This is a genomic window from Klebsiella sp. NPDC088457 (assembly GCF_044900465.1).
In the GTDB taxonomy this organism is placed as follows: domain Bacteria; phylum Pseudomonadota; class Gammaproteobacteria; order Enterobacterales; family Enterobacteriaceae; genus Klebsiella.
In genome coordinates, this window is sequence record NZ_JBJDNH010000007.1 from 25,257 (window position 1) to 46,119 (window position 20,863).

The window sequence follows — 20,863 nt, forward strand, 5'->3', positions numbered from 1 at the left end:
TGTCCGCAACAGATTTGAACGCCGCGTCGCGGCGGTCCGTAAGGGCGAGGCTCATGGATGAGCCGGGTAACAAAGCCAACCCGCATACCACTTAAGGTATGACGGGGATATCGCGATAATCATCCGGGAGTTACCATGCCATTACCCGACTTTCACCGTTCCGATCCCTTCACCCTGGGGATTGAACTGGAGCTGCAGGTGGTCAACCCGCCGGGATACGACCTGAGCCAGGACTCTTCGCTGCTTATCGACGACGTGAAGGCCGGGCTCAGCGTCGGTGAGGCTAAACATGACATCACCGAAAGCATGCTGGAAATCGCCACCGGGGTTTGTCGCGATATCCACCAGGCCGCGGCGCAGCTGGGCACCCTCCAGCAGGCGGTTTTACACGCTGCCGCCCGGCACCATCTGCAAATCTGCGGCGGCGGAACCCACCCCTTCCAGACCTGGCAGCGCCAGCAGATCAGCGATAATCCGCGCTATCTGAAAACCGTGGAGCACTTCGGCTACCTGGCGCAACAGGCCACGATATTCGGCCAGCACGTCCACGTCGGCTGCCAGAATGGCGATGAGGCGATCTATCTTTTGCATGGCCTGTCGCGCTTCGTCCCGCACTGTATTGCGCTCAATGCGGCATCACCGTGGCTCGACGGCGCCGACAGCGGTTTTGCCTGTTCACGCCTGAATCTGTTTGCCGCTTATCCTGACAACGGGCCGATGCCGTGGGTCAACAGCTGGCAGGAGTTTACCCGCCTGTTTCGCCGCCTCAGCTATACCAGCATGATCGACAGTATGAAGGATCTGCACTGGGATATTCGCCCCAGCCCGCGCTTTGGCACCGTGGAAGTACGGGTGATGGATACTCCGCTCACTCTCGCTCAGGCGGTCAATATCGCCGGCTTCATCCAGACGCTTGCCTGCTGGCTGCTGACGGAGAGGCCGTTTAAACCTCACCCCGATGACTACCTGCTTTATCCTTTCAACCGCTACCAGGCCTGTCGCTACGGGCTGGAGGGCATTAATACGGATGTGCACAGCGGCGAGCAGCGTCAGCTTCGCGAGGAGATTTTGCAGCTAATCCCCCGCATCATGCCCTACGCCGACACGCTCAATGCCGCCAGCGCCCTTGAGGCGATCGCGCGCCAGCTGCAGCAGGAGAAGAGCGAAGCCCGACAGATGCGCGAGTTTGTCGCCGGCGGCGGCTCGCTGATCGGCCTGGTGCGGAAACACTGCGAAATCTGGGCAGCGTAGTCGGGCAAAAAGGTATACTGCGGGCAATATTGATTTCGCCGCCCCGCTTCTGTTTGCGGCCCATCAGGAACGTTCTCATGACCTTGCGCCTTTCGCCGCTGCTGCCCGCGCTGCTGCTCCCCCTGTCCGCACTGGCCGGCGGGAAATGTACCCTCACCGACCCGTCGCTGACGCTACAAAGCTATACCGTCAATCCGCAGCGCGAGCGCATCGTGATGTACTGGCAAAAGGAAGACGGCAAGGCCTGGGGTTCGCTGCGCGCGCTGCTGGGTGATATCAATCAGCAGGGGCGCGTACAGATGGCAATGAACGGCGGGATTTACGATAAGGCCTACGAGCCGCTGGGGCTGTATATCGAAAAGGGCGAGCAAAAGGTGGCGCTTAACCGCGCCTCCGGCGGCGGCAACTTTTTTATTCGCCCCGGCGGAGTGTTTTATCTTCAGGGCCAGCGGGCGGGGATCGTCCGTATCGACAAATTCAAGCGCACGCCGGAGATGGATTACGCCGTGCAGTCCGGGCCGATGCTCATTGAAAATGGCGCCATCAACTGGCGGCTGAAACCCTCGGCCAGTTCGCGCAAGCTGCGCAATGCCGTCGGCATCACCCGCCAGGGCCAGGTGATATTTATGCTCAGCGCGCGCGAAACCAACTTCTACGACTTCGCCTGCTACGCGCAGGCGAAGCTTAACGTCCGGCAGATGCTCTATCTCGACGGCACCCTTTCAAAGATGTACCACAAAGGCGGCGGCGTACCGTGGCAGTATCACCCGTTCGTCACCATGATTGCGGTGGAGACGAAACAGTAAATGAACCCGCCCCGGTCAGAACACCCGGGCCGCGGCGTCAACGCCTGACTCCGGGCGGCACAACGTCAGCCACGGAGAACCTATATCCGGCGATGGCCCCACTCGCGTAAACGCTGGAACAGCACGAACAGCGACGGAATAAACACAATACCAATCACCGTCGCCACCAGCATGCCGCTGAACACCGTGGTGCCGATAATCCGCCGGCTCTGCGCCCCGGCGCCGGTGGCGAGCATCATCGGCAGAATGCCGATGATAAAGGAGACCGCGGTCATCAGCACCGCGCGAAAACGTCGGGTCGCCCCTTCGCGAGCGGCATCCGCAATCGACAGCCCCTCTTCGCGCCTGGTTCTGGCGAACTCGACGATCAAAATCGCATTCTTCGCCGCCAGGGCGATCAGCAACACCAGGCCAATCTGCACGTACACATCGTTGGCGTAACCGCTCCACCAGAGCCACAGCAGCGAGCCGCCGATCGCGAACAGCACCGACAGCATCACGCTGGCCGGCAGCGTCCAGCTTTCATACTGCGCGACGAGGAACAGCCACGCCATCGCCACCGCCGCCAGCACAATCCACATCGCCTGGTTGCCGGTCTGCTGCTCCTGCCATGAGATCCCGCTCCACGCATAGTCATACCCGGCAGGCAAATTCGCCAGCAGAATGTGCTCCATCGCGGCCATTGCCGTACGGCTGCTGACGCCTTGCGCCGCGGAGCCGCTTACCGACACCGACGGAAACTGGTTGTACTGCTGGATAAACGGCGCCCCGACGGTGGGGGTGATGGTCACCAGATTACTCAGGCGCACCCGCTCGCCGTGATTGCTGCGCACATACAGCTCGCCAATCTGCGCCGCCCGCTCGCGCCACTGCATCTCGTTTTGCATTACCACATGGTAGACCCGGTTATTGATGCTAAAATCGCCGGCGCGGGTGCCGCCAAACGCCGTTTGCAGGCTGCTGAAAATCCGCGATACCGGCACGTCCAGCCGCGCCGCCTGGTCACGGTCGACGCTAAGCGTCAGCTGCGGGACGTTGCTGCTCCAGGTGGTGAATACCTGGCTCAGCTGCGGATGCTGGTTGGCCCTCTGCAGCACCTGCCGCGTCACCTGTTCCAGCTCCGCTGAAGATTGCCCGGCCTGCGCCAGGATGCGCAGGTTAAAGCCCGAGGCGTTGCCCAGCCCGGGCAGCGTCGGCGGCGCAAAGGCCATAATGTTCGCTTCCGGCAGCCCCAACAGCTGGCCCTGCAGTTTACCCATCACCTCATCCAGCGGCGGCCGCAGATGCCAGTCCTTCAGCATCACCGAAATAAAGCCGCCGTTGGCGGCGCTGGTGCCGTTGAGGATATTAAAGCCCGATACCTGAATCACATCCTCCACCGCCGGGTTAGCCAGCAGCAATGTACGCGCCTGGGCCATAACCGCTTCGGTGCGCTCCAGCGACGCCGCCTCCGGCAGCTGCACGCTGGCAAAGAAATAGCCCTGATCTTCCTGCGGCAAAAAGCCCCGCGGCATGGTACTAAAGCTGAACGCCACCAGCCCGGCAGCGGCGACCGTCGCCAGCAGCGCCAGCCACGGACGGCGATTCATCCGCCCGACGAGCGCGCCATAGCCGTTGCGCAGGCGATCCAGACCCTGATTAAACACCCGCCAGATAGCGGCCGGCTGCGCCGGTCGCGGGCGCAGCAATAGCGCGCACAGCGCCGGGGTCAACGTTAACGCCACAATGCTCGACAGGGTCACGGCGGTTGACAAGGTCACGGCAAACTGACGATACAGTTCGCCGACAATCCCCGGCAGCAGCGCCACCGGCACAAATACCGCCAGCAGCACCAGCGTGGTGGCGATAACCGGCCCGGCGATCTGCCGTAACGCCTGGCCGGTGGCCGCCACGCGGTCCAGACCTTCCGCCAGATGGGTTTCAACGCTCTCGACCACCACGATGGCGTCATCCACCACCATGGTCAGGGCGAGAATAATGGCAAACAGACTCAAGGTATTGGCGCTATAGCCCAGCAGATAAAGCACGGCAAAGCTGCCGATCAGCGACACCGGGATCGCCAGGGCGACAATCAGCGTCGCCCGCCAGCTCTGGAGGAATAGCGAGACCACCACCACCACCGCCAGCAGGGTCAACACCAGCGAAACGCCAATTTCTTTGATCGTCGCCGCCACAAAGCGGGTGGTATCGAATTTTACCTCCCAGGTCAGATCCGCCGGGAAGCGGCTATGCAAACGCGTCAGTTCGGCGCGTACCGCACTGGCGACCTGCAGGGCGTTGGCGGTGGGCGTCGGATAGATGCCGAGATAAGCGGAGTCTCTACCGTTCAGCTGGGCGCCGGAGCTGTAGCTGCGCGCACCGAGCTCGATGGTCGCCACTTCAGAGAGACGGACTAACTGGCCGCGTTCGCCGCTGCGGATAACAACCTGAGCGAAGCTCTCCGCATCGCTCAGGCGGCCCAAACCGTTTATGGTCAGCGTCTGCTGCTGGCCATTGAACACCGGCGGCGTCCCCACCTGCCCGGCCGCCCCCTGCACGTTCTGCTCGCGCAGCGCCTGGGATATATCATCGGTGGTGATGTTCAGCGCATTCATGCGATCCGGCCGCAGCCAGATCCGCATGCTGTAATCGCGGGCGCCGAACATCTGCACCTCGCCCACGCCAGGCAGACGGGCCAGCGCCTCGCGGACCTGGGTGCTGGCGTAGTTGCTGACGAACAGCGGCGAGAGCGTCTCCAGCGGCGAATAAAGGCTGACGCCCATCAGCAGGTTGCTCGCCCGCTTGCGCACCTGCACGCCGTTCTGCTGTGCCTCGGCCGGAAGCTGCGCCACCGCCTGGGAGATGCGGTTTTGCACGTCAATCGCCGCCAGATCGGCATCGGTACCTGCCGCAAAGGTCAGGCTCAGGCTGTAGGCCCCCTCATCGGAACTGGTGGACTCCATATACAGCATATGATCAACGCCGTTGAGCTGGGTTTCCAGCGGCGCGGCGATGGCCTCCGCGACGTCCGCCGCGCTGGCGCCCGGCCAGCTGGCGCTGACATTGACCACCGGCGGCGTAATTTGCGGATATTGCTCGACCGGAATCAGCTTCAGCGCCAGCGCGCCGATAAAGGTTATCAGCAGGGCAATCACCATCGCAAAACGCGGGCGACGAATAAAAAACGTCAGCATCCCCTCTCCTTCCTTATTTCAGCAGCTGAACGGCTACGCCGTCACGCAGGCGCTGGGCGCCTTCCGTCACCACGCGCTCGCCCGCTTGCAAACCATCCGCCACGACAAACTGCTGCCCCTGCTGCCCGTTGAGGGTAACGCGGCGCAGCGCGGCGGTATTGTCCTGCGACACCACCCAGCTATAGAACCCCTGCGCATCCTGCTGGACGGCGGCGGCCGGGATCATCAGGCTCTCCTGCCGCTGCCGCGGGCGGAAGATCACCGGTACGCTACCGCCCGGCAGCAGGCGATGCTGCGGGTTGGCGAATTCGGCGCGCAGCACCACGCTGGCGGTGCGGGCGTCAATCCGGTTATCTACCGAAGTCAGCCGCCCCTCTTCCCGCTGGCCGTTGGGCGCAATCTGCGCCAGCCACGCCTGCTTCAGCGCGCTGATATCGGCATGCTGCCCGGCTTTGCTGTAAAAAGCGGCCTCATCTAATGCGAAAGAGACGCGTATGGGATCAAGCTGCACAATATCCACCAGCGTGCCGCTACCCGGCCCCACCAGGCTGCCGACGTGAAAACGGCTGTGGCCGATGCGCCCGCTCACCGGCGAATCGATACCGGTGTAATCGAGGGTGATTTGCTGCGCCGTAACGCGCGCCTTCGCCTGCTCAACGGCGGCGGCGGCGACATCGCGCTGCATCTGCGCGGTATCGACATCGTTGCGGCTGATGGAGTGGTTATTTTTCAGCTGCTGGTAGCGGTTCAGCAGTTGTTGAGCCTGACGCAGCGACGCCTGCGCGCTTTTGAGTTCGGCCTTCGCCAGCGCCAGCGCGGCGCGGGGCTGGGCGTCATCAAGGGTAAACAGCCGTTCACCCTTCCTGACGTATTGCCCGTCGTGGAAATGGCGCTGCAGGATCGTACCTTCGGTACGGGCGCGGATCTCCACTTCATGAATGGCTTCAATGCGGCCGGGGAGGCGATGCTCCTCAGCGTGCGGCAGCAGCTGGACCGCAGCGGCGCGTACCGCAACGGCGGGAGCGGCGGCGGCCGTCAGGGCGCAGCCTGCCAGGCCAACGGTCAGAAAGACCAGACGCAGAATGTTTCTCATCGGGATTCCTTGCTGGGATGGCTGCATCCCTCCCCGACGGAGAGGGATGCAGGAAGGGTCAGACGGCTTTACGCAACGGACGGGTCAGACGTTTCTCAACTTCCACCACCAGGAACATCACGACGCCAATCGCCAGGGTAATAAACCAGTAGCGCAGCGGCAGGGATGCGGTGCCGAACATGGTCTGCATAAACGGCAGGTAGATAATCGCCAGTTGCAGAAGCAGGAGCACGCCGCTGACCAGCCAGATACCTTTGTTACGCAGCAGGCCGCGATTCAAAGAGAAGCTCTCGCTGCTGCGGCAGTTAATCATGTACACCCACTGGGCGGTCACCAGCATCTGCAGCAGCACGGTGCGGATAAACTCGGCGCTGTGGCCGCGCGGCGCCAGCCAGGCCTCAAGCATAAAGGCGGCGACGGCAATCATGGTCCCGACGAACGCCACGCGCCAGACGGCGAAGGCATCCATCACGTGCTGGCCGGTTTTACGCGGCGGCCGGTGCATCACATTGCGCTCAGCGGCTTCAAAAGCCAGACCGAAGGAGAGCGTGGCGGAGGTTGCCATGTTCATCCACAGAATCAACACCGGCGTCAGCGGGATGATATTCCCCGCCAGCAGGGCAATGATAATCAGCAGCCCCTGCGCCAGGTTGGTGGGCATAATAAACAGGATCGTTTTCTTCAGGTTGTCGTATACGCGACGCCCCTCTTTCACCGAGCTGGCGATGGTGGCGAAGTTGTCATCCGTCAGCACCATATCGGCCGCCTCTTTGGTCACTTCGGTGCCTTTGATCCCCATGGCGATGCCCACGTCAGCCTGACGGAGCGCCGGGGCGTCGTTAACGCCGTCGCCGGTCATCCCGACGATTTCGCCGCTCTCCTGCAGCGCTTTGACCAGACGCAGCTTATGCTCCGGGCTGGTGCGAGCAAAAATATCGTATGCAACCGCCGCTTTCGCCAGCTCAGCATCATCCATGTGCTCCAGCTGATAGCCGGTCATCGCCTGGCTGCTGTTGGTGATCCCCAGCATCTGGCCGATGCTCATCGCCGTCTGCGGGTGATCGCCGGTGATCATCTTCACGCGGATCCCCGCGGTCTGGCAGGCGTGGATAGCGTCAATGGCTTCAGGGCGCGGCGGATCCATCATCCCGGCGATGCCAAGGAATACCAGGCCCTCACGCAGATCGTCATGGGTCAGCTCGGTACGTCCGGCGTCGGCCGGTTTACTGGCGGCGGCGACCATTCGCAGCCCCTGGCTGGCGAAGCGCGATATCTGCTCCTCCCAGTACTGGCGCTCGAACGGCGCCGCCCCCTTTTTCGTCATCTGCTGGCGGCACATCGTGAAAATGACGTCCGGCGCCCCGGTAATCAGCACGCGCTCTTCGCCGGCGATGTCCTGGTGCGTCGCCATATACTTGTACTGTGAGTCGAACGGAATTTTGGCTACCAGCCGGGTCGCCACCGGCGGCAGTTTGGCTTTCGCCGCCAGCACTTTTAATGCCCCTTCGGTCGGGCCGCCGGTGATCCCCCACAGGCCGCGCTCGTCCTGCACCAGCTGGCTGTCGTTACACAGGTCGATGGTCCGCAGCCAGCTTTCCAGCACGCTTCCCGCTTTAATCTGTACCGGCTCATCGCTGCCTTCCAGACAAATGTTGCCCTGCGGCTCGTAGCTGTCCCCTTCGACGCGGTAGCAGCAGTCGGCGGTAATAATCGCTTTGACCGTCATTTCGTTCATCGTCAGGGTACCGGTTTTATCCGAGCACACCACGGTCATTGCCCCCAGCGTCTCTACCGTCGGCAGCTTGCGGATGATGGCTCGTTTACGCGCCATCGCCTGCACCCCGAAGGAGAGAATAATGGAGATAATCGCCGGCAGACCTTCCGGGACCGCGGCGACCGCGAGGCTAATCAGCGACAGCAGCAGCTCCCCCATTGGAATATCGCGCAACGCCAGGCTGAAGGCGAACAGCGCGGCCATCATGGCGAGGATAATGGCGAAAATCGCCTTCCCCAGCTTATCCATCTGCACCAGCAGCGGGGTGCGATGCTTCTCAATCCCCGACATCATCTGGTTGATGTGCCCGAGCTCGGTATCCTGCCCGGTCTCCGTCACCACGCCAACGCCGCCGCCGGCGCTAATGGTGGTGCCGGAAAAGACCATGTTAGTGCGGTCGCCCAGCGGCAGTTCCCCCTGCAGCGCGGCGGTCATTTTATCGACGACCGTCGACTCCCCCGTCAGGATCGCCTCTTCCACCCGCAGGTTGTGCGTTTCAATCAGGCGCATATCCGCCGGTACGCGGTCGCCGGCGCGCAGAATGACGATATCTCCCGGTACCAGATCGCGGGTGGGGAGGGTCTCGTGTTTGCCGTTGCGCTGTACTCGCGCGTTGCTGGAAAGCATGTTGCGGATGCCCTGCAGGGATTTTTCGGCGTTACTTTCCTGGACGTGGCCGATCAGAGCGTTAATTACCGTCACGCCAAGAATGACCAGGGTATCCACCCAGTGGCCCATCACCGCGGTCAGCGCCGCCGCTGCCAGCAGGACAAAAATCAGGACATCATTAAAATGGGCCAGAAAACGCAGCCAGGCCGGCCGACTTTTCTTTTCCGGCAGAGCGTTAGGCCCACAGGATTTCAGGCGTTCAGCGGCCTCGGCGGAGCTCAGCCCGTCGACGCGGCTCTGTTTCTGCGCCAGCACCGCTTCAACGGTCTGTCGATAGGCCGGCGACGACGCGGCGGCGACGGCTGGAGGGGTATTATGTGGGTTTATCATTTTGGTCAAAATAAAGTTTCCTTTTAAATTCCGTGAGTCGGAAAGCCTGAAATCATTTCTGGCCAATGAATGAATATGATTTTATTTAGCGCGATAAAAATTGATCTAAAACAATTTTCAACCTCTCGCAATATTTAAAATCTGTGATAAGTTAATTCTGAGAACAACTATTGCAGAATATTAATAAACATAAATTAAACGAGGCTGATTATGTTTGGAATCTATCGCGGACGCCGGCTGGCGCTGTACATACTGCTCGCTATCGGTATTGCCACTTTAGTAGGATATAGTACTTATAGTTTTGTAAAGTTCATGATTTAATTATGACATTAACTGACGTTATATTGTCATTAACTTAATCACAAATAATACCAAAAAGATTAACAAGGGAATGGGAATATATAATATCAGGGTAATGACTAATGACGGAAAACAATAACGCAGGAAAGTATATTGCGTTAAATGTCCTTTTCCCGGACAATATGTTTTTTAACTGATGATTAACAAGTAATGAAACATCCGCTCGAAACGCTGATCTCTGCCGCCGGCATTTTATTGCTGGCCCTGATCTCTTGTTTGCTGCTGCCAGCGCCTTCCCTTGGGCTGACGCTGGCGCAAAAACTGGTTGATACCTTCCATCTGATGGATCTCAACCAGTTTTATACCCTGCTCTTCTGCCTGTGGTTCCTGGCGCTAGGTGCGATTGAATATGTGCTGCTGCGCTGGGTCTGGCGTCGTTGGTTTTCCCTTGAGCGTTAAGCCGGTAAAATCGCGCATCCCTGCGACCAGCGCCTCGCACCAGGCGGCGTAGTCGTGGCCGCTGGAGGAGGGGTGGAAGCTGACGCGATAGCCTTTATCGCGTAGCACCCGTTCAAACTCAAGGGTATTACGATAAATTCCGCCGTCGGGCCCCGAGGTCTCGAACCTGCCCGCCTGCAGCCAGAAACGCAGCGGATAGCGCGGCGACTGCTGATACTGCCGCGTCAGCCAGTTGGCCTCTTCGCCCTGGGGAGCCCACCAGTAGGACCCCGACAGGCTAAGGACGTTGGCAAACTGACGCGGATAGCGCAGCGCCACCCACGATGCGGCCAACCCGCCATAGCTGGAGCCCGCGACGACGGTTTTTTGCCGGGTTAAATTCAGCCCCTGCTGGCGCAGCCACGGCAGCAGTTCATGCGCCATAAAGTCGGCAAAGAAGGGATTTGGCGGCAGCTCTTTCGCCCGTCGCGGGTGATCGAGGCTATCGATAAACACCACGTTAACCGGCGGCAGGAGATGATTGGCGATCAGGCCGTCCAGCACGTTGGCGAAGTGGTATTCATCCTGATAGGTTTTGCCATCGAACAGCATTAAGGTCCAGCGCGCGGGCTGCGGCAAACGCGGGCGATAGATCATCACTTCCCGGGTATTGTGCAAAAAGTCGCTGTGCAGCTGATGCCGGGTCAAAGTGCCATAACGCAGCGGCTGCGCCATGCGCTGCGGCGTGCAGTACCGCGCAGGATTGAGCGCCAGCAGCGAATAGCGGTTCCAGCGATCGCTGGCGCGGTTAACGCTCTGCGGATTCAGCGGATCGGCCTGGGCGCTGACCAGAATCGCCCGCCGCTGTTCACGGCCGTTTCCCTCGATCAACGGCACGTCCGGCGCCAGTTTGTACTGCATCAGGGTATCTGCCGGCACCACATAGCTGCGAAACCAGACATCAGAATGAGCGAGGCGAAACAGTGGGTCGTGATCGCCCGCCGGTGAACCAAGAATAAAGACATTCTGACTCGCGCCGCGCCACAGGAAGGTGACCCGCTTGTGGCCCGCATCCACCGCTTCGACCATCGGCGTCCCCTCCTGTTCACGCTCCCGCCAGAAGCTCGCCGTCGAACCGCCCGCCGCCAGCTCTTGCGTCAGCTGCTGCAGGCGGGGACTGACCGGATCCAGCGCCTGGTTTTTGGCCAGCGCGGTGGTCTCTTTCATCCGCCAGCGGAAACGCCAGCTCGCCCCCTCCTCACCGTGCAGCACCAGCGCCGATGACCGGTTTACCGGCAGAGAAAACAGCAGCGTCTGTTCCCCGTCCGGCGGCCCACCCGCCAGCAGGGTACGCAGGCGACGGTTGTTTTCATCCAGCAGCCGGGCATCCGTGACGCCGGAAATCGTCGCCGTGACGTAGTTCTCGCCCAATGTCGGCAGGTCAAAACAGACCTCTCCGCTGGCATCGAATCGTCCCTGTAGCTCCCCCTGCAGCGAGGGAGACTCGCAGTTCATTGCTGCTGCCGGTAGCGTACTCATGCCCATCAGCAGACCACTCCATGCCGTCTTCATTGCCTGATTTACCCGTGTAAAAATTTGTTAATAACGCTAATGCAAATGGTAATGATTTGCAATAACATCAGTTTCGCTCGTGACAGCCATTAGATTTTTCTGATGGGGAAAATGGATGATTATGGCAATTTAAACCAAGGATACAGCGAAAAACATGTTTAAATATAATAAGATAACAAAACTCTGGTTAACAGGTCTTGCCGTGGCGACACTCGCAGGACAGGCGCTGGCGGCGGAGGAGACTCTCGTTGTCAGCGCGGGCAGTAATGAAGACCCCACCGCCCCGGTCAAGGGCATCGTGGCGACGAAAACCCTTTCAGCCACTAAAACCGCCGCCGAGCTGGTGAAAACCCCGCAGTCGGTTTCCGTGATCACCCGTGACCAGATGGCAGCGCTGGACGTCACATCGGTCTCCCAGGCGCTGCGCTATAGCGCCGGGGTGTTCACCGAGTATCGCGGATCGTCCAACCGCAACGATGAAGTCTTTGTTCGCGGCTTCAGCTACGTGCCGAAGTTTCTCGACGGCCTGAGCTATGGTGCCACCGCCTCGTCACAAACCGGCACGATGGATCCGTGGCTGCTGGAGCGCGTCGAGCTGGTGCGCGGCCCGGCCTCGGTGCTTTTTGGTCAGGTCAACCCCGGCGGGCTTATCAGCATGACCAGCAAACGCCCCACCAGCCAGCCGGTGCATGAAGTGCAGTTCCGCACCGGTAATCACCAGCTGGCGGAAGGCGCTTTTGATTTCGGCGGCCCGCTGAGCGATGACGGACGCCTGCTCTACCGCCTGAACGGCATCGCCCGCACTCAGAACAATCAGGTCGACGACTATAAAGAGACCCGGATGGCGATCGCCCCGGCGCTGACCTGGTACCCCAACGACGCCACCCGTTTCACCCTGCTGACCAGCTATCAAAAAGATCCCGATGCCGGCTATCGCAACTTCCTGCCGCGCTACGGCACCGTCAGCAGCGTCGATGGCAGCTATATTCCGCGCGACTTTAACGTCAGCGACCCCAGCTACGATCAATCCTGGCGCGAGCAGACCCTGGTCGGCTACGAATTTGAGCACCAGCTCAACGATACGCTCACTCTGCGCCAGAACGCGCGCTATGCGACGATCAAACAGAAATATCGCTATCTGGTGTATACCAACAGCGCCGCCAGCAGTTCAGTGCTCTCGCGTCGCGCCCAGCATGAAGAGCGGCAAACCGACGAGTTTGCCATCGATAACCAGCTTGAGGCGCAGTTCGCCACCGGCGAGTTGACGCATACCGCCATTGGCGGGCTGGATTACAAAACCAGTAAGGATAAGCAATATCTCGGCCGCGCCGGTGGGTCGCAGTACGATCTCGACTGGCGTCATCCGGTCTATGGCGTGAAGGTCGATGAAAGCACCTTCAGCACCGCCAGCGATGAACAGCAGAATCTCGATCAGCTGGGTCTCTATCTTCAGGATCAGCTGAGCTGGGAAAACTGGGAGCTACTGCTTTCCGGCCGCTACGACTGGGCGGAAGTTCGCACCAGCGACTTTACCGATAACAGCCGCACGCAGAAAAACGACAGCAAGTTCACCTGGCGTACCGGCCTGCTGTACGCGTTTGATTTCGGCCTCTCGCCCTATATCAGCTACAGCACCTCGTTCGAGCCCAACCTGCAAACCAACCGGGCGCCGGGCGTGGGGCCGTTTGCGCCGAGTGAAGGGAAGCAGGTGGAAGCCGGCGTGAAGTATCAGCCGACCCCATCGGCGCTGATGACGCTGGCGATGTATGACCTGACCCAGAGCAACGTGGCGACGTATAACAGCGCGGCCGGGTGGTTTGAAAATAGCGGTAAAGTGCGTTCGAAAGGCATTGAAGCCGAGGCCCACGCCACGGTCTTTGATAACCTGAATCTGATCGCCTCTTACACCTGGACCGATGCCGAAACCGTCAGTACCACCGTCGCCGGGACCGAAGGCAAAACGCCGGCGCGTATCCCGACGCATATGGCCTCGGCCTTCGCCAGCTATACCCTACCGAACGGGGCGCTGAAAAGCCTGACCGCCGGCGTGGGGATGCGCTATATCGGCACCAGCTACGGCGACGCCAAAAACACCTTCAAAGTGCCGGCGGTGGATCTGTATGACGCCATGGTCAGCTATGAGCTGGGGGAACTGAATTCGGCGCTGCAAGGAGCCAAAGTCCAGTTCAACGTCAACAATATCGCCGATACCAAATACGTCGCTTCATGCGCCAGCGATAGCGCCTGTTTCTACGGCATTGGTCGCACGGTAACCGCCACGGTGAACTACGCCTGGTAACCAAGCGGTCCGCCGGTCTCCTCCGGCGGACGCGCCTCAGTGGGCGCGATTGTGATTTTCTTTCCGGTAGGCGCCCGGCGGCTGATGAAAGGTGCGGGTGAAAATGCGGGTAAAGGTTTGCTGGGAATCAAAGCCGTATTTCAGGCAGATATCATAGACCCGCTGATCGGTATCGCGCAGGTCACGCGCCGCCAGGCGCAGTTTGCGCTCGCGAATATAGCGCCCCAGACTCTCCCCTTTATACTGTAAAAAGAGTCGTTGCAGATGCCATTTTGAATAACCGGAGTGGCGAGCAATATCATCAATACGCAGCGGTTGATGCAAATTATCATCAATCCATCCGACGATAGTCTCAATCACCTGAGCGGAAATAGTCATAAGTCCTCTCTCCTCTTGAACCAAACTGGCGATTAGCGCCACCAGGCATTAAACGATTGTCTCTTATCGGCGACCCAAACCGGCTCGCCCAGCATCGGCGTTAACAGACGCCACGGTCGTTGTTCGCTGGCCGCCGCCAGCCGTTTGTAGGGGTCGTCCCAGCTATGTTTCGCCAGTACGAAGCGCCCCGCATGCCCAGGCAACACCGCACGAGCGCGCAGATCGTCGGCGGCCTGCGCGGTCTCATCCGGCATCATGTGAATGTACTTCCAGTCCTGGTCGTACTGGCCGTTCTCCATAATCGCCAGATCCACCGTTCCGAACTGCTCGCCGATGGCTTTGAAGTGCGGGCCGTAGCCGCTATCGCCGCTGTAGTAAATCTTCTGCTGCGGGGTCACGAACATGAAGCTCGCCCACAGCGTCTGATTACGCTTGAGCCCGCGCCCGGAGAAATGACGGGCGGGCAGCACATGTACGGTCAGTTCGTCGCTGACCGGCAGCGCCTGATTCCAGTCAGCCTCGCTGATGATGGCGCCATCCATTCCCCAATAGCGCAGGTGGGAACCCACGCCGAGCGGCGTCACCACGCGTTTGATTTTCGGCATCAGCGCTTTGATGGTCGCGTAATCGAGGTGGTCATAGTGATCGTGCGAGATAATCAGCAGGTCGATCTCCGGCATACGCTCCGCACTCCACGGATACTCTCCCGGGAAGGCTTTATTGATGAAGGAGAACGGCGCGGCATAGTCGCTGAATACCGGGTCAATCAGGATACGTTTGCCCGCCAGCTGCAGATACCAGGAGGAGTGGCCAAGCCACACCATCGCATCCTGCCCGGACGGCAGGCTGGCAAGATCGGTCTTCACCAGCGGCAGCGGCAGCGGCTGCGCAGGACGGGCATTCTCGCGCTTAGCGACCAGAAACTCCCACCACGCGGCCAGCATGTTTTTCTGCCCGGTGAAGCCCGGCGTTGGCAGCTGATTATGAAACTGGCCGTCATGATAGTGCGGCGACTGTTCCACCAGACTGAGCTGCGCGCCCTGCGGCGCCCGACCAAACCCGGCATTTAACACAAACGGCAAAGCTGTTGCTGAGGCTAATAACATGATGGCGACCACGCTGAAAATGACACGGTTCATAACCTGACCAGATGAAACGCTCGATCCTGAACGTTTGGTGATAAAACTTGATTATGAGTGAGTAAGCACTCATTATTAAGATGAATATGAAAGTCGTCAAGACGATTTTCAAATTTTGACATCCACCGTTGCAGTGCCGTCCCCAGGCATGGTTAGATCGGGGTTTCATTTCGCGTGAGGTAAAATGCAGTGGCTCGTCCTAAGAGTGAAGATAAAAAGCAAGCGTTACTGGAGGCCGCAACCGCCGCCTTTGCCCAATCAGGTATCGCCGCCTCAACGTCGGCGATTGCCCGCAGCGCCGGGGTCGCCGAGGGGACGCTGTTCCGTTATTTCGCCACCAAGGATGAGTTGCTCAACGAACTGTACCTCACAATCAAGTCCGGATTAGTGCAAGCCATGGTGTCCCGGCTGACGCCAAACGAAAAGCGGCCCAAAGAGAACGCCCGTAACATCTGGCACAGCTATATCGACTGGGGCATTCACCACCCGATGGAGCACAAAGCGATCCGCCGGATGGCGTTGAGCGAAAGGATCACCGACGAAACCCGTACCCGGGTCAAAGAGATGTTTCCCGAGCTCAACGAAATGTGCCAGCTGTCGGTCAAAGAGATTTTTCAGAGCGATGCCTACCGCGCCTTTGGCGATGCGCTGTTTCTTTCGCTGGCGGAAACCACCATCGAATTCGCCAGCCACGATCCCGAGCGCGCCCGCGAGCTGATCGCCCTGGGTTTTGAAAGCATGTGGCAGGCGCTCCACGAGCAGGTCGCCTGATGGATCGCGCCTCGCTGCACGCCAGCGCTCACCGCATCGCGCTGGCATATCCGTTTACCGAGCACTGCTGGCCGTTTGGCCCGGAGTACGACGTGTTTAAAGTCGGCGGGCGCATTTTTATGCTCACCATGACTCTTCGCGGCCGGGCGCTGGTCAATCTGAAGGCCGACCCGCAAAAGTCGCTGCTGAATCGGGAGATTTACCGCAGCATTGAGCCCGGCTACCACATGAATAAAAAGCACTGGATTACCGTCGTGCCCGGCGACGATATCAGCGAAGACCTGCTGGCTGAGCTGATCGATGATTCCTGGAATCAGGTGGTGAACAAACTGGCGAAAAAAGTTCAGCTGCGGCTGCGCCCGGAGAGATTTTCAGGTTAGCGCGATAAGTGTTATCGCATTTTTGTCTCTTATCATTTCCCTGCCTTCGCTGTACTCTTCCCCCACTCAACGCAGCCGTAACGGCTGTAAGCACATATTATCCAGAGAATAAACCGTGAGGAACAGTTATGGATATCGTCTCCGTTGCCTTAAAACGTCACTCCACGAAAGCCTTTGATGCCAGCAAAAAGCTGACGGCTGAAGAAGCGGCGAACCTGAAAACGCTGCTGCAGTTCAGCCCGTCGAGCACCAACTCGCAGCCATGGCACTTTATCGTCGCCAGCACGGATGAAGGAAAAGCGCGGGTCGCAAAAGCCGCCAGCGGCACCTATGTTTTCAACGAACGTAAAATCCTTGATGCTTCTCACGTCGTGGTTTTCTGTGCCAAAACCGCTCTCGATGACGCCTGGCTGGAGCGTGTGGTAGACCAGGAAGAGGCCGACGGGCGTTTTGCCACCCCGGAAGCCAAAGCCGCTAACCATAAAGGCCGCCTGTTCTTTGCCGATATGCACCGCAAAGATCTGCATGACGACAGTCAGTGGATGGCGAAGCAGGTATACCTGAACGTCGGTAACTTCCTGCTGGGCGTGGCGGCGATGGGGCTGGATGCGGTACCGATCGAAGGGGTCGATTTCGCGATCCTCGATGCGGAGTTCGACCTGAACGCGCAGGGCTATACCAGCCTGGTAGTCGTTCCGGTCGGCCATCACAGCGTTGAAGATTTCAACGCCGCCCTGCCGAAATCACGCCTGCCGCAGGCGACGACCATTACCGAGATTTAATCTCCCTGGGCACGCCGCTCGCCGGCGTGCCAGATTCTTTCCGCGTAGCGGCCAAGCACGGCCAGCGACACTGCCAGAATCAGGAAGAACACCACCTTATGCATGCTCCCCCAGAAATATTCGAAGAAGCGGGTGTAGAGGTTTAGGGCGAGGAAGGTCAGGCCAAAACCGCGAAGCATTCCGTCATCGGTTTTCAGACTGATATAAATACAGATTCCCGCCGCCACGCCAAATAACAATGCCCACGGCAGCAGCGACATTTGCGAGAGGCTGTAGCCGCTATCGGGATCGAAATTGCCAAAAATCGACAGAATCCATAGCGCAATAAACAGATAGGTCAGACCCATGGCTTTACTGACGGTAAACAGCCGACGCTGCCGCAGCCGCTTTTGTAGCGCAAAACAAAGTGCCAGCAGCGCGCCGCCAAACAGCACGAAGCGAATCGGATAGCTCATGCCCAGCCAGTAAGCGCCCCACCCCGAGACATAGCCGGTTTCCGCCCCAAACCAGTTGCCGAGCGCCAGCAGGAAAAATAGCCACACCAGCCCGGAACGGGCAACGAAGCCGATAGCGCCGTAAATCGCACAGCCCGCGAGGAATAACGGAGCGATATGGCCGCTGCCGTTATCGAGCCGCTCGCCGAGCTGCCAAAGCGCCAGCGCGGTAAACACGACGCCAGTGAACAAAATCGCCTCGTTGCTGTAGCGCCACGACGATTCTCGCCGCTGGCGGCGAAACCCCCACAGGTAACAGGCCAGAGCAATCACCGCCGGCAGGGCGATACGCGCCAGCGCCGAGTCGTTGAACAGGCTCACCAGCCAGTCGATCAGTTGGCTATCGGCGAACAGACTGGCCAGAGCAATCAGCAGGCAGGCCAGCGCGGTCCAGAAAGCGTAACGGCTCAGGCGCTGCCAGTCGAAGGTAGAGCGAGTTAAATGCGCGCTTAAATGCTGCAGCATCCGCTCATCAATGACGTTATCTTGCCGCCAGCGACTCAAGGCCTGGCGAATAACTTTTTCCTGCTGGCGAGTGACTTTCATCTGGCGTCATATCCCTACGGCAATATCGCGTAAGTATGACACGGAAAAAGCGCCGCGGCATGTTGAACCAGACCGGTCAAATATTCACCATGGCGGCGCTAAAATACGCTAACCTAAAACTCCGGCAGCATAGCCGGCAACCCCCAGGATAAAAATCGCCAGAATCATCAGCAAGGCATTCACTTTCCTGCGTAATAGTGATGCGACAAACAGCGTCAAAATCAGCGGCAGCGCCCCAGGTAAAAGCTGATCGAAAATGTTTTGCAGCGTGGTTGTGACCACCTGTCCATCGGCCGCGGTTATTTTTGACACCACGACGGGAACATTGATCGTTGTCCATTTGCACACCAGTGCCCCCATCACAAACAACCCCAGAATCGATGCCCCCTCGGTCAATTTTTGCAGACGGTTGCCGCCCAGTTCACTGAGGATTTCTCGCCCTTTCAGATAGCCGTAATTGAGACCATAGTATTTCAGCGCCAGGCGAATCAGGTTAAATAAGACAAAGAATAAAATCGGCCCAAGAACATTACCGGTCAGGGCGATTGACGCCCCTAAAGCCGCGAGGACCGGACGTACCGTTCCCCAAAAAATGGGATCGCCAACGCCGGCAAATGGCCCCATCAGACCAATCTTCACCCCGCTAATCCCTGAGCCGGTAATCGCGGCACCATGCGATTTTTCTTCCTCCATCGCTGCGGTGACGCCCAGAATCGGCGAGGCGACATAAGGTTGGGTATTAAACCATTCCAGATGACGTTTCAACGCCTCGGCACGTTCGGGCCCCGGTCCATAAAGACGTTTAATCGCCGGAATCATAATAAAGCAGATCCCCAATGCCTGAGCACGTTCGAAGTTAAATGAGCCAAGCAGAATATTGGATCGCCAGAACATGCTGCGAAGATCGCCGCGGGTCAGCGTTTTTTTCATTTCATCAGTTTGCATTATTCACCTCAGGCATCGAGATCGTCATCATCAGAGACAGTAGCCGGAGCCGCTGAGGCTACCGCGGGTACTCTGATTTGATATTTCGGATGGATTTGCATCCACAGCAGCGCAATCACCAACCCCATACCGCCGAAACCAACCAGGTTGAAGGAAGTAAACGCCGCAATCAGGAATCCGCCAAAAAAGAACGGCATCAGATATTTCACATTCATCATATTGATGACCATCGCATAGCCCACCACGACCACGATACCGCCACCAATTTGCAAACCACGCGTGACCACATGAGGGATATTGGTTAAAATCGACTGCACCGTTTCAACGCTCATCATCAGCACCGCCAGAGTCGGTAACGCAACGCGCAAGCCCTGTAACACCAGCGCGCTGACGTGCATTAGCTCGATACCACGCGTGCTGCCGCGCTCGGCATATTTATCCGCCCGGTGAATAAAGAAGACCGTAATCGTGCGAATAAAAATCGTCAGTACCTGACCGGCCGCCGCCAGTGCAACCGCGATCGCGATTCCCTCCCCGACCCCCTGCCCGGTGGTAATCACCAGAATAGTGGCAATCACCGACGCGATCGCGGTATCAGGTGCCATGGCCAGGCCAACATTCATCCAACCGAGCGCCATCATCTCCAGCGTACCGCCAAGAATGACTCCCGTCGTCATATCCCCCAGGACGAGGCCAACCAGCGTACACGCGATCAGCGGGCGGTGAGTTTGCCCTTCATCCAGTACACTCCCCATTCCTGCCAGGGCCGCGATGATCACTAACGCCACAATTTGCCATGTGTCCATAAGTCCCCCCTCACAGTTTGTCCATTAAATTAACCTGGTTATCAGATGGCAGCTGTCGAAGCTCAAGGTTGACCCCTCGCGCGTTAAGCTGGCGGAAGGCGGTAATATCGTCCGGCGCCACGCTGACAGAACGCGTAATTTGCTGTCGCCCTTCTTCAAAAATCATCCCGCCGACGTTGATGCTGTCGATTTTCACACCGCCTTCAACAAGGCGCAGCACATCTCCGGGACGGGCAAAAAGCAAAATCGCCGTCGCCTCCCGATATTTTTCGCTATGCCAGGCGCGGATCATCTTATCTACCGTTACGACGCTGGCCTTCATTTCGGGAGGAGCAACAGAAATCAACAATGCTTTACGCATTTCATCCGCCGCAATAATATCGGAAACAACGATAATACGTTCTGCGGGAAAAGATTTTACCCAGCGGGTAACAACTTGCCCATGAATAAAACGATCGTCAATTCTTGCCAGTACTATATTCACGTTATAAATCCTCTTCATCCGCCTCAGCAATAATAAAATCAGTACGTAACCGAATAATCCCCTCCGAGCCTGATTGCTTTGCCAGCTCAGCTAATACCGCAAGCGTTGTCACCCCATCCCTTTCGATTAAAATATTCACCAGCATAGGTATATTTACGCCAGTGACGACTTCACATTGCGTCATATATTTACTATATAAAGCAGCAGCATTAAATGGGCTGCCTCCGGAAAAAACGACAAGAAAAAGCACCGCGCCAGAGAGTGTTAAGTTCTTTATCTTCTGCACCAGGGAGTCAATATTTTCACCCGGTAAAAAATCAACGGCAAAAAGCTGATGCTGTTCGCCAATAATCATTTGTACCGTCTCGCATAATGCATCAGCGCTACGACCATGAGTCACTATCACCACTGAAATAGCCATAATATCTCCGGA

The 20,863-nt window shown here is 58.4% G+C and carries 18 protein-coding genes; 7 read left to right on the forward strand and 11 right to left on the reverse strand.

Translation table 11 applies throughout. The features are described 5' to 3' along the window. Window positions 1–135: 135 nt before the first annotated feature. Both ACI2JR_RS06210 and ACI2JR_RS06215 read left to right on the forward strand, forming a co-directional pair. Complete coding sequence (locus ACI2JR_RS06210; RefSeq protein ID WP_132728747.1) at window positions 136–1,251, forward strand: YbdK family carboxylate-amine ligase; 1,116 nt, start codon at window positions 136–138, stop codon at window positions 1,249–1,251. 83 nt (window positions 1,252–1,334) lie between these two features. Continuing rightward, window positions 1,335–2,057 (forward strand): phosphodiester glycosidase family protein, encoded by a 723-nt coding sequence (locus tag ACI2JR_RS06215; protein WP_462478186.1) that lies wholly within the window; start codon window positions 1,335–1,337, stop codon window positions 2,055–2,057. Window positions 2,058–2,137: 80 nt separating this feature from the next. Here ACI2JR_RS06215 and ACI2JR_RS06220 read toward each other — a convergent pair whose 3' ends face one another. From ACI2JR_RS06220 to ACI2JR_RS06230, 3 genes are read right to left on the reverse strand one after another with little or no spacing between them, the layout of a single operon-like run. Further along, window positions 2,138–5,230, reverse strand: coding sequence for an efflux RND transporter permease subunit (locus tag ACI2JR_RS06220; protein ID WP_462478118.1), 3,093 nt, complete (start codon window positions 5,228–5,230; stop codon window positions 2,138–2,140). Window positions 5,231–5,243: 13 nt separating this feature from the next. Continuing rightward, window positions 5,244–6,323, reverse strand: coding sequence for an efflux RND transporter periplasmic adaptor subunit (locus ACI2JR_RS06225; protein ID WP_462478119.1), 1,080 nt, complete (start codon window positions 6,321–6,323; stop codon window positions 5,244–5,246). Window positions 6,324–6,381: 58 nt separating this feature from the next. Beyond that, entirely contained in the window at window positions 6,382–9,105 is a 2,724-nt protein-coding gene (locus tag ACI2JR_RS06230; protein WP_462478120.1) for a cation-transporting P-type ATPase, read from the reverse strand. A 501-nt stretch (window positions 9,106–9,606) separates the two neighbouring features. On the opposite strand from ACI2JR_RS06230, the gene ACI2JR_RS06235 reads away from it, so the two are divergent. Further along, on the forward strand, window positions 9,607–9,855 hold the full coding sequence (locus tag ACI2JR_RS06235; RefSeq protein WP_132728739.1) for a DUF1158 domain-containing protein: 249 nt from the start codon (window positions 9,607–9,609) through the stop codon (window positions 9,853–9,855). On the opposite strand, the gene ACI2JR_RS06240 is transcribed toward ACI2JR_RS06235, so the two are convergent. Further along, entirely contained in the window at window positions 9,790–11,406 is a 1,617-nt protein-coding gene (locus tag ACI2JR_RS06240; protein WP_462478121.1) for an alpha/beta hydrolase-fold protein, read from the reverse strand. The two genes, ACI2JR_RS06235 and ACI2JR_RS06240, sit on opposite strands and share 66 nt — an antisense overlap. Window positions 11,407–11,560: 154 nt before the next feature. Here ACI2JR_RS06240 and ACI2JR_RS06245 point away from each other — a divergent pair, with 154 nt between their 5' ends. Then, on the forward strand, window positions 11,561–13,705 hold the full coding sequence (locus ACI2JR_RS06245) for a TonB-dependent siderophore receptor (RefSeq protein ID WP_462478122.1): 2,145 nt from the start codon (window positions 11,561–11,563) through the stop codon (window positions 13,703–13,705). 36 nt (window positions 13,706–13,741) lie between these two features. Here the strand turns inward: ACI2JR_RS06245 and ACI2JR_RS06250 are convergent, their stop codons facing one another. Beyond that, a complete protein-coding gene (locus tag ACI2JR_RS06250; protein WP_004859189.1) occupies window positions 13,742–14,083 on the reverse strand; it encodes a RamA family antibiotic efflux transcriptional regulator in 342 nt (113 codons plus the stop codon). 32 nt (window positions 14,084–14,115) lie between these two features. Then, window positions 14,116–15,222 carry an MBL fold metallo-hydrolase gene (locus tag ACI2JR_RS06255; RefSeq protein WP_462478123.1) on the reverse strand — a complete coding sequence of 369 codons (1,107 nt, stop codon included), beginning with the start codon at window positions 15,220–15,222 and terminating at the stop codon, window positions 14,116–14,118. Window positions 15,223–15,411: 189 nt separating this feature from the next. On the opposite strand from ACI2JR_RS06255, the gene ACI2JR_RS06260 reads away from it, so the two are divergent. The 3 genes from ACI2JR_RS06260 to nfsB all read left to right on the forward strand — a co-directional run bounded on the left by ACI2JR_RS06260 (window position 15,412) and on the right by nfsB (window position 17,155). Beyond that, window positions 15,412–15,993: a TetR/AcrR family transcriptional regulator gene (locus tag ACI2JR_RS06260; protein WP_132728731.1), complete on the forward strand. Its 582-nt coding sequence runs from the start codon at window positions 15,412–15,414 to the stop codon at window positions 15,991–15,993. Next, window positions 15,993–16,373, forward strand: a complete 381-nt coding sequence (locus ACI2JR_RS06265; protein ID WP_132728729.1) for an MmcQ/YjbR family DNA-binding protein — start codon at window positions 15,993–15,995, stop codon at window positions 16,371–16,373. Before ACI2JR_RS06260 ends, ACI2JR_RS06265 begins: the two co-directional genes overlap by 1 nt. Window positions 16,374–16,501: 128 nt before the next feature. Beyond that, complete coding sequence (gene nfsB / locus ACI2JR_RS06270; protein WP_132728727.1) at window positions 16,502–17,155, forward strand: oxygen-insensitive NAD(P)H nitroreductase; 654 nt, start codon at window positions 16,502–16,504, stop codon at window positions 17,153–17,155. Here the strand turns inward: nfsB and ACI2JR_RS06275 are convergent. The 5 genes from ACI2JR_RS06275 to ACI2JR_RS06295 form a co-directional block, all read right to left on the reverse strand. Next, the gene (locus ACI2JR_RS06275; protein WP_462478187.1) at window positions 17,152–18,114 is read right to left on the reverse strand and encodes a DUF2157 domain-containing protein; all 963 of its coding nucleotides are present in this window, start codon (window positions 18,112–18,114) and stop codon (window positions 17,152–17,154) included. The two genes, nfsB and ACI2JR_RS06275, sit on opposite strands and share 4 nt — an antisense overlap. A 189-nt stretch (window positions 18,115–18,303) precedes the next feature. Continuing rightward, window positions 18,304–19,140 carry a PTS mannose transporter subunit IID gene (gene manZ, locus ACI2JR_RS06280; RefSeq protein WP_462478124.1) on the reverse strand — a complete coding sequence of 279 codons (837 nt, stop codon included), beginning with the start codon at window positions 19,138–19,140 and terminating at the stop codon, window positions 18,304–18,306. Window positions 19,141–19,148: 8 nt separating this feature from the next. Further along, the gene (locus tag ACI2JR_RS06285) at window positions 19,149–19,946 is read right to left on the reverse strand and encodes a PTS mannose/fructose/sorbose transporter subunit IIC (protein WP_462478125.1); all 798 of its coding nucleotides are present in this window, start codon (window positions 19,944–19,946) and stop codon (window positions 19,149–19,151) included. Between the two features lie 10 nt (window positions 19,947–19,956). Next, the gene (locus ACI2JR_RS06290) at window positions 19,957–20,430 is read right to left on the reverse strand and encodes a PTS system mannose/fructose/N-acetylgalactosamine-transporter subunit IIB (RefSeq protein WP_132728719.1); all 474 of its coding nucleotides are present in this window, start codon (window positions 20,428–20,430) and stop codon (window positions 19,957–19,959) included. A gap of 1 nt (window position 20,431) precedes the next feature. Further along, the gene (locus ACI2JR_RS06295) at window positions 20,432–20,851 is read right to left on the reverse strand and encodes a PTS N'-diacetylchitobiose transporter subunit IIB (RefSeq protein WP_462478126.1); all 420 of its coding nucleotides are present in this window, start codon (window positions 20,849–20,851) and stop codon (window positions 20,432–20,434) included. Window positions 20,852–20,863: the final 12 nt, after the last annotated feature.